This window comes from Pseudoxanthomonas indica (genome assembly GCF_900167565.1).
GTDB lineage: Bacteria > Pseudomonadota > Gammaproteobacteria > Xanthomonadales > Xanthomonadaceae > Pseudoxanthomonas_A > Pseudoxanthomonas_A indica.
In genome coordinates this window covers 2222445-2236072 of the sequence record NZ_FUZV01000001.1, presented here as the reverse complement: position 1 = coordinate 2236072, position 13628 = coordinate 2222445, and the positions used below count along the sequence as shown (strand labels likewise).

The following is a 13628-nucleotide window of genomic DNA, read 5'->3' as shown; positions in this document are numbered from 1 at the left end:
GACAAGAAGCCATTGACGCACGCGAAAATCACCACCTTGGCTCGATAACGCTGGTCCAGCCAATACGGCTTTGGGTGCTGGGTGCTGCCTCCTTGGTGCTGACAGGAACCGTGATGGTTCTGCTGTACTTCGGAGAGTACTCCTATCACTCGCGCGTGCGTGGTCAACTTGTACCCGATCTAGGCGTTTCGTCGCTTTTTGCACCCGCGGCGGGAGTTGTAGCTCGCCTTTACGTACCGGAGGGGCGCGTAGTGGAAGCCGGTGAACCTCTAGTCCGCATCGAAGTTCCAAACGCGCTGTCAGACGGACAGGGTGTGGAGAAGGCCTCCAGGCAAGCTTTGGACGCTCAAGCTGCAAGCGTGAGAATGGCTGATGCTGCGAGTGCTGTGCAATGGTCCTTGGATCGCGAGAGCCTGACTGAGCAACTGCAACAGGTAGAACTCGAACTTCGGCAGACCGAGCAATCCATCGCCACACGCCAGCAGCAAGTCGTGCTCGCGCGCGCAACTCTTGACCGCTTTCTGGGAATCTCCGACACGCAGGTGGTCAGTAAGATTCAGGTCGACCAGCAGGAGCAGGCCTGGCTGGAATGGGTTAACCAGCTCCAGACCATGGAACGGCAAGCAACTAATTTGTCTCGTACCATTTTGCAAATGCGTAAGGACCTTCACAAGTTGCCGGCCAAGCGACAGGCTCAATCGGCTGCCACAATAAACTCGCTGGCGCAGTTGCAGCACCAGCGCATCGTAGAGCAGGCGAGTAGCGAGGTGCTGTTGAAGGCACCAGTGGATGGCTTGCTGGCCACGCACCTGGTCGAGTCCGGCCAGAATGTACTGGCGGGTCAACATTTGGTTTCCCTCGTGCCGAAAGGCTCCAACTTGCAGGCGCATCTCTGGATTCCCAGCCGGGCCATTGGTTTCGTTCAGCCGGGCGACACCGTGCTACTTCGCTATGCCGCATATCCCTACCAGAAATTCGGACACGCTCGCGGACGGGTGGCACGGATCTCGCGAATTGCAGTGAAACCGCATGAACTGGAAAGCTCTGGTGCTTACGGCAGTCTTTCCGAGCCCTACTACCGCGCCGTCGTCCTGTTGGAGTCGCAGAGCATGCTCGCCTATGGCAATGAAGAGCCTTTGCGGCCAGGCATGGCGCTTGAGGCCGACATCATGGGCGAGCGCCGCAAGTTGTACGAATGGCTGCTTGAACCGCTTTACGCTCTTTCTGGCAGTTTGAATTGAGCATCGACTGATGCCCTTCTCCTAGCCGTGGGCGTCGACATCTTATCCGTCGCTCTTGACCTTGGCCGAACCTGGTACCTCTCTTTCTGGTTGAGCTATATCGCACTGGCACATCCCCTCCTGTCTCGCTTACGGTACGCTCGCCGTTCATCCGCTTGGGGAAGCCAGAATGATGCATCGTTCAGCCCTGCTCGCCCTGGCCTGTGGCCTGGGCGTCTTCGCCTCTTCCGCACACGCGCAGTCGAGCACCACCGGCGCGACAGCATCCCAACGCGAACAGGTGGGCAATCGCACCACCGAGAACGTGCCGGCCATTCCCGAAGCGCTGATCGATCAGCTCAACCGCTACCAGAACACCCGCGGCGCGCTGTTCTCCGGCTGGACGCAGGAAGGCTGCGTGCTCATTGGCACCCGCTTCGCCGAGACCGCGCAGGCGCACCGGGTCTGCGCGCCGCTGGGCATGCGCGAGCAGCTGACCTTCTATCCCGAGCCGCTCAGCAGCTTGCAGAGCGCGCCGGCCGGCAACGATGGCTTCGTGTTCGGCAAGGACAAGGGCGGCAACGAGTTCTGGCAGCTGTACTGGTTCGACTTGAAGTCGCGCCAGACCACGCTGCTCACCGACGGCAAGTCGCGCAATGACAGCCCGCTGTTCTCGCATGACGGCCGCCAGCTCGCTTTCACCAGCACCGCGCGCAACGGCCAGGACAGCGACATCTGGTTACTGGATCTGGCCACGCGCAAGTCGCGCCCGCTGGTGACCGAGGGTGGCCATTGGAACGCGCTGGACTTCTCGCCGGATGGCAAAAAGCTGCTGGTGATCCAATACGTTTCGGTCAATGAGTCCTACCCGGGTGAAGTGGATCTGGCCACCGGCACGTTGAAGCGCTTCCCGGTCGATGGCGGCAAGGCCGCGTTCGGCGAGTTCCGCTATGTCGACGGCGGCAAGAGCGCGCTGTTCGTGTCCGACGAGCCGGTGGACGGCAAGCCGCAGGAATTCCGCACGCTGCGTTACCACAACCCCGCCACCGGCGAGCTGAAGTTGATCAGCGGGCATATCCCCTGGGATGTGGATGCGCTGGAAGTCTCACGCGACGGCAAGCGCATCGCCTACGTCAGCAATGAAGACGGCATCGACAAGCTGCATGTGCTGGCCTGGCCTTCGCTGCAGGAACTGCCGGTGCCGGCGCTGCCTGTCGGCGTGGTCGGTGGCCTGGGCTTCTCGCCCGATGGCAAGCAGCTGGCGCTGAGCCTCAACACCGCGACCTCGCCGAGTGATGTGCAGGTGATCGATCTGCAGGCCAACACGCTCACCCGCTGGACGCGCAGTGAAGTCGGCGGGCTGGATTCCTCCACCTTCGTCGCGCCGACGCTGGTGCGCTTTCCCACCTTTGATCAGGTCGATGGCAAGCCGCGCACGATTCCCGCGTTCTACTACCAGCCGCGCAAGCCGGCGGCCGGCGGCAAGGTGCCGGTGATCATCAGCATCCACGGCGGACCGGAAGGCCAGTCGCTGCCCACCTTCAACGCCACCACGCAGTTCCTGCTCAACGAACTGGGTGTGGCGGTGCTGGTGCCCAACGTGCGCGGCTCCACCGGTTACGGCAAAAGCTTTGTGCAGATGGACAATGGCTTCAAGCGCGAGGATTCGGTCAAGGACATCGGCGCGCTGCTGGACTGGATTGCGCAACAACCGGAACTGGATGCCAACCGCGTCGGCGTGATGGGTGGCAGCTATGGCGGCTACATGGTGCTGGCGTCGCTGATGCATTACAGCGATCGCATCCGCGCCGGCATCGACATCGTCGGCATCTCGCACTTCGGTACCTTCCTGAAGAACACCGAGAGCTACCGCCGCGACCTGCGCCGTGCCGAATACGGTGACGAGCGGGATCCGGCGATGGCCGCGCACTTCGAGAAGATCTCCCCGCTTAATGGCGCCAAGCGCATTACCTCCCCGTTGTTCGTTGCCCAGGGCCGCAATGACCCGCGCGTGCCGTACACCGAGGCAGAGCAGATCGTGAAGGCCGTGCGCGGCAATGGGCAGCCGGTGTGGTATCTGGAGTTCTCGGACGAGGGCCATGGGTTCCAGAAGAAATCCAACAGTGATTACTTTGGTGCAGCATCGATGGTGTTTTGGCAGCAGCACTTGTTGAAGTAGGTCGATGCGGTCGCAATGACGCAGCGTGCGGCCCAAGACATTTTTCGTTGAGCATCTTGTTCATTAGCAAACTTTGGCCCTTGTTAAGAACGCGACTGCCAGGGAGAGCTACGTTTCCGTCACAAGCCTCTCCGAGCCTGCTACTACGCTAGTTGGAGTTCTAATCCATGGAGTTCAAACTATTACTCGGGTCCTGAAACGTTGAAGTCTATTTTGCAGTCCGAACTTCTCACGCTTTCGATAATTGCATCCAGTGATTCCGAGGTTCCAAAGTCGAGAAAATTCAGAACCTCCCCATCCTTCACCCTAAGCACACTGAATTGACCATTAGTTGGCGCGTACATTTCTGATTTTGCTTCTTGCGCAAATACCAAATATGAGTCGCCCTTCTCGCAGCAATCGACATCGAGTTCAATGAACTGACCTGAGGTGATCAAGTCAAAGATGGATTTCGGCTCACCTTTCACCGCTGTTTTAACCTCAAGACGACTCACTTCATTGAGAGAACTTGACAGGCCTTTCTTCTTGCGGCCCGTCCCTGTTGCCACAACGATGACATCGGACCGTTCGATCAGTTCTTTGAACGGATATCGACGTAGTTCATTACCCGATGCGTTACAAGATGTAAGGAGCAAGAGAACCGAGATGACTACTCTGCGCATGTTCGTCTACCTGACTTCGGGATGAGCAATTTCGCGCCTAAGGGGCAGGCCAATTTCCTTTCGAATTATGTTTTCGTTTTGAATCCCGTTCCCTGTTCCTGGAAATCCAATCTCTGGCAAAGCATGTGCGACAATTTCGTGCATCAACGTATCGGCACCCGTTGAAGGAATCGTCCCACCATCCATTCCTAAAACGCCATTCGTATTTCCAGAAATTGCTATCTCCGCACCGATTGAAGTGCGCCCTGTAGCACCTCCAGCCAGATCTCGATCAAGATCGAAGGAAACAGGGGTCAGAGCACGTTTTCATCTTGGCTCCGGCAGCATCCATAAGACCTGCCCTGACCCCTGTTTTCCTACGGCGTTATGGGGATCAGTTCACCATCCACGAAGATAGTGTCTGGCAAGTCTTCCGACCGAAATTCAACGACATCAACGCTGCCGCCGTCAGATTGAATACGAAGTGTGTTTCCGGAGACGTCTATGCTCTCGGGTAGGGTGATTCCATAAGAACCCATGTACTTGCCACCCCTACGCAGGATGACCAACCTGTCGATTCCATGCTTGCCAGTTCCGACGACTGCCGAGTAGTGGTATGCACAAAGTTCGCCGATCGGAGGTCTGATCGTCCCAACCATCTTCCAGTACCCTCCTGGCACCAGCTCCCAGTTGGCCGATCTGGACACCTCTTTCTCAAGCTCAGCTTTCGAGAAGTCGCACTCCTTCTTCTCGCCTGCAAAGCAGTCCTGCACGTTGGCAACCAAAAGTAGAAGCAACAGGCTCTTCATTCCCTACGCTCCCTAGTGTTCCGCCTTTTCCCAGGTTGAGCATCTGACGCCTCAGACTTACCCTTCGCTGACGAGCGTTCTCTTCTGAAACAGGGGTCAGAGCATGTTTTCATCTTTGCTGCGGCAGCGTCCAGAAAACCTGCTCTGGCCCCCGCTTCCTGTCAGCCGTTTCCGACGCTCACACGCGGACTTCCCCGACAAAATTTCTTTCGCGATATAGGTGCAGTTCGTCGCTACAGGTCTTAGGTTTTGCTACAGGGCATCCCCCTCCCGCAGCGCCCCGCTTCACCCCAGCTGCGAGACAAAAGCGCGGACCGTCTGAGCAGCAACTCAGCCGGCCCGCTAACCAAAACCAGTAAAGGAGTTACTGACCATGGCTAGCTTCAATCCTACAAGCACCCTCCTCCGCCCGGCTACCGAAGGCGCCTTCAGCCCGCCTCCCGCACCGCCTTCGCCCCCGTCACCGCCGGCCCCTCCCACCCCCGCCCCGTTCTCCGACGACGCCCGCCAGCAACTCTGGACCGTGCAGGAAACCCTGCACCTGCTCCACCTGCTGACGCTCTCGCGCAATGACGATCCCATCATCACACCCGAGCAGTGGAGCGGCTGCCTGGGCCTGCTCAGCACCCAACTGGCGCAAGCCCTGGAGGAAACGGAAGACCCGCTGGCTGCCTGATGCCGGCAAACCGAAAGGCCGGGGCCTGTCTTGCACAGGGCCCGGCCACTGGATTCAGATCCAGTGATCCACCAGCAGGAAGGCGAACATCGCCATCAGATAGACGATGGAGTAGTTGAATACCTTCATCGGGAACAACTCGTCCGGCGGATCCAGCAGGCGCCAGGCGTACCACAGGAACACCAGGCCCAGCACCAGAGCGCCGCCCAGGTAGAACAGACCGCTCATGCCGAAGATCACCGGCAGCACGCTCACTTCCACCAGCAACACCGTGTAGAACAGGATCTGCCAGCGCGTGTAGGTCACGCCGTGGGTCACCGGCAGCATCGGCACCAGTGCGCGCGCGTAATCCTCGCGGCGGAAAATCGCCAGCGCCCAGAAATGCGGCGGCGTCCAGACGAAGATGATCAGCACCAGCAGCAGCGCATGCGCCCAGTCCCAGTCGCCCTGCATGCCGGTCATGGTCGACCAGCCCAGCAACGGCGGCGCGGCGCCGGCAATGCCGCCAATCACGATGTTCTGCGGCGTGGCGCGCTTGAGATACACCGTGTAGACCACCGCGTAACCGATCAGCGAAGCGAAGGTCAGCAGCGCGGTCATCACGTTGACCCACACCACCAGGATGGTCATCGACAACACCGCCAGCGACAGCGCGAACACCAGCGCCTGCCAGGGTTTGACCTCGCCCACCACCAGCGGGCGCCAGGAGGTGCGCGCCATCTTGGCGTCGATGCGCGCATCCAGCAGCTGGTTGATGGCCGCCGCACTGGCCGCGGCCAGCCAGATGCCGAGGAAGCCCAGGCCACCGCGCAGGGTTTCCTGCCCCGTTGGCAGGCCGTCGATGGCCAGGAACATGCCGACGATCGCGGTGAACACGATCAGCGCGACCACGCGTGGCTTGGTCAGCGACCAGTACTGGCGCATGGGGAATGTCATTCCGGCGAGCGCAGGCGTGCGCACAACGACACCAGGGTGAACAACAGCAGGGCAGCGCCAGCGTTGTGCGCCACCGCCACGTGCAGCGGCAGGTTCAACTTGACGTTGAGCACGCCCAGGGTGAACTGCGCCAGGATCAACACCAGCACCGTCACCGCCCAGCCACGCATGCCCGGCGTGCGCAGCAGGCGCCACGACAGCAACAGCATGTACAGCGCCACGATCACCGCCATGATGCGGTGGGTCATCTGGATGGCGATGCGCGAGGCGCCATCGAGCACGCCGCCTTCGTAATCCACGCCGATGCCGCGCCAGAGCACGAAGCCTTCGCTGAAATTGGTCGGCGGCCACCAGCGGCCCACGCACTTGGGGAAATCCAGGCCGCAGGCGACCGCGGCGTAGTTGGCGCTGACCCAACCGCCCAGCGCAATCTGGATGCCCAGCAACACCAGCCCGACGATGACCCAATTGCGCAGCACGCGTGCACCGGCCAGCGTGATCGGCCGATCGGTCGCACGCCACGCGATCCATACCAGCAGCGAGAACGTGGTCAGGCCACCGACAAGATGGCCCATGACCACGATCGGCTTGAGCAGCCAGGTCACCGTCCACATGCCCAGCAGCGCCTGGAAGATGATCACCGCCAGGGTCAGCGCGGTTGCGCGCGCCAGGTCGATGTTCGACCAACGGAATGCGGCCACCAGCAATATGGCTTCGCCGATGATCGCCAGCACCGATGCCGCCACGTGCTCGCCATGCATGTACAGCGGAATGGCCGCGGCCACCAGCGCCGATGCGCCGAGAATCGTGGCCAGGCCAAACCTGCGGCGACGCGCGGCCAGCAACGACAGGATCAGCACCAGCGTGCCCAGGGTCGCGGCGAGATGGCGGTGGATCTGTTCGCGCCAGGCCTTGTGGGTTTCAAACGGACGGATCGCACTGGCGGCATGATCCACCACTTCATGCGTGGCCTTGGGCCAGGTGGCGCGGCCGTAACAGGTGGGCCAGTCCGGGCAGCTCAGGCCGGCATTGGACAGGCGCACGAATGCGCCGAAGACGATCACGCCCAGCGCGAGCGCCACCGCCAGCCAGGCGATACGGTGGAAGTGGCGATACAGCAGCGGGCGGGCGACAGCATTCATCTCGGGGCGTCCCTTACATCAACTTCAAGAGCTTCGACACGTCTTTGTACAAGCCGCCGGCGTCAAAGCCCGGTGCATAGCGCAGGACGACGAAGCCGTTCGGATCGATCACGTACACCGGCGCGCCCTTGGCGTCGGTGTGGCGCGGCAACACGGCCAGCAGTTCGGGCGTGGCCTGGATCTGCTTGCGTGATTCGGTGACGGGTGCATCGGCGGGCAGCGGACCAATCCAGAGGATTTCCACCTTGTCGGCGCGATGACCGAACAAACGCCACACTTTATCCAGATCGTGGGCGAGCTTGCTGCAGGCCTGGCCGCAATCGGCGGGCGCGACCACCGCGATGCGCCAGATGCGCTCGCCCGGATTCCAGGCGTAGTCGCCGCCATCGAGCAGCTGCGGCGTCACCGCGCGCGCATCGATGGCCGGTTGCAGCATTTCGCCGCTGTTCTTGTGATTGACGGGTTGCCAGCCGGCAAAGCGCAGCACGCCGGCGCCGAACACGGTGCCGAAGAACAGGGCGAACAGGCCAACGAGAATCCAGCGTCCGCGGGTGCGGGCGGCATCGGGGGGCGTCGAGGTCATCGTGGCATTTTCTCATGGCTGGCCGCGTCCCGCCCGCGTTTGCCACGACCGCGCAGGCTCACCACCAGCGCGGTGATGAGCACCGCCAGCGCCAGGCCGAACCATTGCACCGCATAGCCCAGGTGGCGTTGCGGCGGCAGGGTGTTGGGCAGGATGTCCAGATCACGAGCGTAGCCGCCGGGCAGGGCCGGATCCAGCTTAAGCAGGCGCGGCGAGAGCGTGGCCACGCCCAGCAGCGCGGGCAGTTCGGGCGCATCCAGTGCGGTGGTCAGGATGGCGCCGTCCGGCTGGCGGCTGGCCAGCGCGCGCGCCATGCCTTCGGAAGGGGGCGGTGCGAGCAGGCCGCGGACTTCTGACGGCCCGGCCATCTCCGGCAGCGGCGGCAGCCGGCGATCACCGGGCAGCGGCAGCCAGCCCAGATCCACCAGCAACGGCGCGGCGCCATCGTCGGGCTGGAACAGCCGCAGCACGCGCACGCCGGCGCGGCCCTGATGGTTCTGGTTGTCCAGCAGCACGGCCGGCGTTGGCAGATAGCGGCCGTGGCCCTGGGTCCAGCTGTAGTCCCGCGCGTGCTCGCCCTGCGCGCGTGCGATCAGCGGCACCGGCCGGCGCTCGGCCAGGATGCGCTGCGCGTCGGCCAGCATCGCTTCCTTCTGTTTGGCGCGACCCAGCTGCCAGCTGCCGAGCGAGCAGAACAGCGCGATCACCCCGCCCGCCAGCAGCCAACCCAGCCACAGCGGCATGCGCCGGCGGCTCACGCGCGCACCCGCCAGGCTGCGATAATGTCGGTCTTGTACATATGGCGTGCCTCAGAGGCTCTCATGAACGACTCGTTGAAGACCCTGGTAGTAATCGGGTTCCTGATCCTCATCCTGTGGAACCTGGGCGCAGGCTTGTATTACCTGCTGGTCGACAAGGGCCAGAGCAAGCGTACCGTCAATGCGCTGACTCGTCGCATCGGCCTGTCCATCGCGCTGATCCTGCTGGTGGTGCTGGCGATCAAGATGGGCTGGATCGTGCCGCACGGCGTCGGCGCGTGACCGTCGCCGTGCACTGACCGCACGGCGGATGCGGAGCGGCCGCCATACGGCTGTGGAGTGGAAAAAAAAGCGACGGCCAGGCCGTCGCTTTTTTGTTGCCGCGAACCAGCGCCGTGACGGCGGCCGGTTCGTGGCTTCCGCCTGGCGCGCTTACAGCACGTAGACGAACAGGAACAGACCCAGCCACACCACGTCGACGAAATGCCAGTACCAGGCGACGGCTTCGAAACCGAAATGCTCGTCCTTGGTGAAGTGGCCCCTGGCGCAACGCAGCCAGATGATCGCCAGCATGATCGTGCCCAGGGTGACGTGCGCACCGTGGAAGCCGGTCAGCATGAAGAAGGTGGAGCCGTAGATGCCCGAACCCAGCGTGAGGTTCAGTTCCTTGTAGGCGTGGATGTATTCCTCGGCCTGATAGAACAGGAACGTGCAGCCCAGCACCACGGTCAGGCCCAGGAACACCAGCAACTGCTTGCGGTGGCCGGCCTTCAGCGCATGGTGGGCGATGGTGATGGTCACGCCCGAGGTCAGCAGGATCAGGGTGTTGATCAGCGGCAGGCCCCAGGCCGGGATGGTCTGGAAATGACCGCCGACCTGGCCCGGACCCGAGCTCGGCCACGCGGCGCTGAAACCTTCCCACAGCAGCGAGTTGGTCATCACGCCATCGCCTTCGCCGCCCAGCCACGGCAGCGCGAACTGGCGGGCATAGAACAGCGCGCCGAAGAAGGCGCCGAAGAACATCACTTCGGAAAAAATGAACCAGACCATGCCCATGCGGAAGGACACGTCCACCTGCTTGTTGTAGTGGCCGCTGATCGACTCGCGGATGACGTCGCCAAACCACATGAACAAGGTGGCGCACAGCATCACGATGCCGGCGTAGAACATCCACTGGCCCCAGGCCCAGTCATTGAGCCAGCTGGCCACGCCGACCATGGTCACGAACAGGGACACGGATCCCACGATCGGCCACTTGCTGCTGTGTGGCACGAAATAAATGTTGGCGTCTGGCGAGGCGTGGGCCATGGCGAAGTCTTCCGTTGTGCTCAATCAGGGCGCCGCATGCGGCGCGGTGGAGGCCTGGCCGCCATCAAGGCGGGCGGTCAGGGCATCGTTCTTGTAGAAGGTATACGACAGGGTGATGGTCTTCACGTCGTCCGGCAGATTGGCATCGACGATGAAGCGCACCGGCATGTCGCGCACTTCACCGGCCTGCAGGGTCTGGGCGGTGAAGCAGAAGCATTCGGTCTTGGTGAAGTAGCCCGAGGCCCGCGCCGGCGCCACAGATGGCACGGCGCTGCCGACGATGGCGCGCTCGCTGTCGTTGCGGGCGAAGTACTTGGCTTCGTACAGCTCGCCGGGCACCACCTGCATGGTCATCTGTTCGGGATGGAACGCCCACGGCAGCTTGGAGTTCACTCCGCCGTCGAACTGCACGGTCACCGTGCGCTTGGCCTTGGCCGTGGCGATCTTCGCCTGGCCGGGGCCCTGCTCCAGGCGCACGCCGAACACTTTCTCGCAGGCGATGCGGTACAGCGGCACCAGCGAGAAGGTCAGCACGAACACCGCCAGCGCCACGCCGACCAGCTTGAACAAGCCTGCCGAGTTGGACTTGGGCGTGCTCATGCGCTGAGTACCGCGCGACCGATGAACAACACGAAGATCAGCAGCGCGATGCCACCCATCACCCACGCCGTGCGCACCACCGCCTTGCGGCGGCGGGCGACTTCTTCAGGCGTGAGCATCGGGGCGTTCATCGATCAACCTGCGGCGACGTTCAGTGGGTCACGTCGCCGTGCGCCAGATCGCCATCCTTGATGACCGGCGGGGTGCTGAAGGTGTGGTGCGGCGCCGGCGACGGCACGGTCCACTCCAGGCCACGGGCGTGTTCCCACGCGCGCGCCGGAGCCTTCTCGCCCGTGCGCAGCGAACGCCACAGGATGAAGGCCATCATGAAGGGCGTCAGGAACATGCCGAACGCGCCAATCGAGCTGACCAGGTTCCAGTCGGCGAACACCGGGTTGTAGTCCGGGATGCGGCGCGGCATGCCGGCCAGGCCCAGGAAGTGCTGCGGGAAGAACAGCAGGTTGACGAACACCACCGTCCACCAGAAGTGGAACTTGCCGGCGGTCTCGTTGTACATGCGGCCGGTCCACTTGGGCCACCAGTAGTAGGTGGCGGCAATGATGGAGAACAGCGCGCCGGTCACCAGCACGTAGTGGAAGTGCGCGACCACGAAGTAGGTGTCGTGGTACTGGAAGTCGGCCGGCACGATGGCCAGCATCAGGCCGGAGAAGCCACCGATGGTGAACAGGATGACGAAGCCCACCGCCCACAGCATCGGGGTTTCAAAGGTCAGCGAGCCCTTCCACATGGTGCTGACCCAGTTGAACACCTTCACGCCGGTCGGGATGGCGATCAGCATGGTCGCGAACATGAAGTAGATTTCGCCACCCAGCGGCATGCCCACGGTGAACATGTGGTGCGCCCAGACGATGAACGACAGGAACGCGATCGACGCGGTGGCGTACACCATGGCCTGGTAGCCGAACAGCGGCTTGCGGCTGAAGGTCGGGATGATTTCCGACACCACGCCGAACGCCGGCAGGATCATGATGTAGACCTCGGGGTGACCGAAGAACCAGAAGATGTGCTGGTACATCACCGGGTCGCCGCCGCCGGCGGCGTTGAAGAAGCTGGTGCCGAAGAACTTGTCGGTCAGCAGCATGGTCACCGCACCGGCCAGCACCGGCATCACCGCGATCAGCAGGAATGCGGTGATCAGCCAGGTCCAGCAGAAGATCGGCATCTTCAACAGGTCAATGCCGGGCGCGCGCATGTTGAGCACGGTGGCGATGATGTTGATCGCGCCCATGATCGAGCTCACGCCCATCATGTGGATGGCGAAGATGGTGAACGCCACGTTGGCGCCGCCCTGCAGCGACAGCGGCGGGTACAGGGTCCAGCCACCGGCCGGCGCGCCGCCCGGCAGGAACAGCGTGCCCAGCAGCAGGGTGAAGGCGAACGGCATGATCCAGAAGGACCAGTTGTTCATGCGCGGCAGCGCCATGTCGGGCGCGCCCACCTGCAACGGAATCATCCAGTTGGCCAGGCCGACGAACGCCGGCATCACGCCGCCGAAGATCATCACCAGCGCATGCACCGAGGTCATCTGGTTGAAGAACTCGGGGCTGACGAACTGCAGGCCCGGCACCGCCAGCTCGGCGCGGATGATCACCGACATGCCTGCGCCGATGATGAACATGATGAAGCTGAAAACCAGATAGAGCGTGCCGATGTCCTTGTGGTTCGTGGAGAAGAACCACCGCTCGATGAAGCTCTGCTGGTGACCGTGGTGATCGTCGTGATGATCGACTGCGGTATGTGCCATGTTCGTATTCTCTTGCGTAAGCGGACGATTAAGCCTGCGCCTGGGGCGCAGACTCATCGGAAGGGGCGGCCTGCGGAGCGGCGCCTGCGGCGGCGGGCGCGGCATCAGCCGGCGCGGCCTCGGTGGCCGGAGCGGCCGGCGCTTCCACCGGAGCGGCCGGCGCTTCCACCGGGGCGGCCGGAGCCGGCGCCGGGGCGGGCTGCTTGCTGGCCAGCCACTTCTGGAAATCTTCCTTGCTCACCGCGCGCACGACGATCGGCATGAAGCCGTGGTCCTTGCCGCACAGCTCGGCACACTGGCCGCGGTACACGCCCGGGGTCTGGATGTCGGTCCAAGCCTCGTTGACGATGCCCGGGATGGCGTCCTGCTTCCAGCCCAGTGCCGGCACCCACCAGGCGTGGATGACGTCGTCGGCGGTGATCACGAAGCGGATCTTGGTGTTCACCGGCAGCACCAGCTCGTTGTCCACTTCCAGCAGGTAGTGCGGGTTGTCCTTGACCGTGGCGACCTGCTTGCTCTGGCGGAACGCGTCGGACTGCTTGGCCAGGCGGCTGGTGAACTCCACGTCCTCGCCCAGGTACTCGTACTTCCACATCCACTGGTAACCGGTGACCTTGACGGTCATCTCGGCATCACGGGTGTCGTACATGGCAATCAGCTTCTTGGTCGCCGGGAAGGCCATGATTACCAGGATCACCACCGGGATGACGGTCCAGATGATCTCGGCCGTGGTGTTGTGGCTGAACTGCGCGGCCACCGCACCCTTGGACTTCCGGAACTTGAACATGGCGTAGAACATCGCGCCAAACACCGCGATGCCGATCACCACGCAGACCCAGAACGCGATCATGTGCGCGTCATAGGCGTGCTGGGAGGAGCTGGTGACGCCCCGACCCATGTTCAGCTGCCACGGCTTCGGGTCCGCCGGCTGCGCCCACGCCAGCACTGGCATGGCCAGCAGCGTGCAGGCGGTGATCAAACGCTTAAAAAACCCATTCACTTGCGTCATTG

General features: G+C 62.7%; 15 protein-coding genes. 4 read left to right on the top strand and 11 right to left on the bottom strand.

Going from position 1 to position 13628, the window contains the following annotated elements; all coding sequences use genetic code 11:
* The first annotated feature begins 113 nt into the window (after positions 1-113).
* Together B5X78_RS10245 and B5X78_RS10240 are read left to right on the top strand one after the other, a co-directional pair.
* Positions 114-1241: an HlyD family secretion protein gene (locus B5X78_RS10245; RefSeq protein WP_229730919.1), complete on the top strand. Its 1128-nt coding sequence runs from the start codon at positions 114-116 to the stop codon at positions 1239-1241.
* A 169-nt stretch (positions 1242-1410) separates the two neighbouring features.
* The gene (locus B5X78_RS10240; RefSeq protein WP_217698658.1) at positions 1411-3399 is read left to right on the top strand and encodes an alpha/beta hydrolase family protein; all 1989 of its coding nucleotides are present in this window, start codon (positions 1411-1413) and stop codon (positions 3397-3399) included.
* 182 nt (positions 3400-3581) lie between these two features.
* On the opposite strand, the gene B5X78_RS18445 is transcribed toward B5X78_RS10240, so the two are convergent.
* Positions 3582-4061 (bottom strand): hypothetical protein, encoded by a 480-nt coding sequence (locus B5X78_RS18445; protein ID WP_139381489.1) that lies wholly within the window; start codon positions 4059-4061, stop codon positions 3582-3584.
* 356 nt (positions 4062-4417) lie between these two features.
* Positions 4418-4849 carry a hypothetical protein gene (locus B5X78_RS10235; RefSeq protein WP_079724287.1) on the bottom strand — a complete coding sequence of 144 codons (432 nt, stop codon included), beginning with the start codon at positions 4847-4849 and terminating at the stop codon, positions 4418-4420.
* A 373-nt stretch (positions 4850-5222) separates the two neighbouring features.
* On the opposite strand from B5X78_RS10235, the gene B5X78_RS18440 reads away from it, so the two are divergent.
* Complete coding sequence (locus B5X78_RS18440; RefSeq protein WP_139381488.1) at positions 5223-5525, top strand: hypothetical protein; 303 nt, start codon at positions 5223-5225, stop codon at positions 5523-5525.
* A 54-nt stretch (positions 5526-5579) separates the two neighbouring features.
* Here B5X78_RS18440 and B5X78_RS10230 read toward each other — a convergent pair whose 3' ends face one another.
* The 4 genes from B5X78_RS10230 to B5X78_RS10215 are packed head-to-tail and all read right to left on the bottom strand — an operon-like array spanning position 5580 to position 8929.
* On the bottom strand, positions 5580-6461 hold the full coding sequence (locus tag B5X78_RS10230) for a heme o synthase (RefSeq protein WP_079724286.1): 882 nt from the start codon (positions 6459-6461) through the stop codon (positions 5580-5582).
* Entirely contained in the window at positions 6458-7603 is a 1146-nt protein-coding gene (locus B5X78_RS10225) for a COX15/CtaA family protein (protein ID WP_079724285.1), read from the bottom strand. The genes B5X78_RS10230 and B5X78_RS10225 overlap by 4 nt, the downstream gene beginning before the upstream one ends.
* Positions 7604-7616: 13 nt before the next feature.
* Complete coding sequence (locus B5X78_RS10220) at positions 7617-8186, bottom strand: hypothetical protein (RefSeq protein WP_079724284.1); 570 nt, start codon at positions 8184-8186, stop codon at positions 7617-7619.
* The gene (locus tag B5X78_RS10215) at positions 8183-8929 is read right to left on the bottom strand and encodes an SURF1 family protein (RefSeq protein WP_079724283.1); all 747 of its coding nucleotides are present in this window, start codon (positions 8927-8929) and stop codon (positions 8183-8185) included. The genes B5X78_RS10220 and B5X78_RS10215 overlap by 4 nt, the downstream gene beginning before the upstream one ends.
* Positions 8930-9007: 78 nt before the next feature.
* Here B5X78_RS10215 and B5X78_RS10210 point away from each other — a divergent pair, with 78 nt between their 5' ends.
* On the top strand, positions 9008-9226 hold the full coding sequence (locus B5X78_RS10210) for a twin transmembrane helix small protein (protein ID WP_079724282.1): 219 nt from the start codon (positions 9008-9010) through the stop codon (positions 9224-9226).
* Positions 9227-9376: 150 nt separating this feature from the next.
* Here B5X78_RS10210 and B5X78_RS10205 read toward each other — a convergent pair whose 3' ends face one another.
* The 5 genes from B5X78_RS10205 to coxB are packed head-to-tail and all read right to left on the bottom strand — an operon-like array spanning position 9377 to position 13626.
* Complete coding sequence (locus tag B5X78_RS10205) at positions 9377-10252, bottom strand: cytochrome c oxidase subunit 3 (protein WP_079724281.1); 876 nt, start codon at positions 10250-10252, stop codon at positions 9377-9379.
* Positions 10253-10276: 24 nt separating this feature from the next.
* On the bottom strand, positions 10277-10852 hold the full coding sequence (locus B5X78_RS10200) for a cytochrome c oxidase assembly protein (protein WP_079724280.1): 576 nt from the start codon (positions 10850-10852) through the stop codon (positions 10277-10279).
* On the bottom strand, positions 10849-10971 hold the full coding sequence (locus B5X78_RS18830; RefSeq protein WP_268234359.1) for a hypothetical protein: 123 nt from the start codon (positions 10969-10971) through the stop codon (positions 10849-10851). Before B5X78_RS18830 ends, B5X78_RS10200 begins: the two co-directional genes overlap by 4 nt.
* 32 nt (positions 10972-11003) lie before the next feature.
* Positions 11004-12617, bottom strand: coding sequence for a cytochrome c oxidase subunit I (gene ctaD / locus B5X78_RS10195; protein ID WP_079724279.1), 1614 nt, complete (start codon positions 12615-12617; stop codon positions 11004-11006).
* Between the two features lie 28 nt (positions 12618-12645).
* Positions 12646-13626 carry a cytochrome c oxidase subunit II gene (gene coxB / locus B5X78_RS10190; RefSeq protein ID WP_079724278.1) on the bottom strand — a complete coding sequence of 327 codons (981 nt, stop codon included), beginning with the start codon at positions 13624-13626 and terminating at the stop codon, positions 12646-12648.
* Positions 13627-13628: the final 2 nt, after the last annotated feature.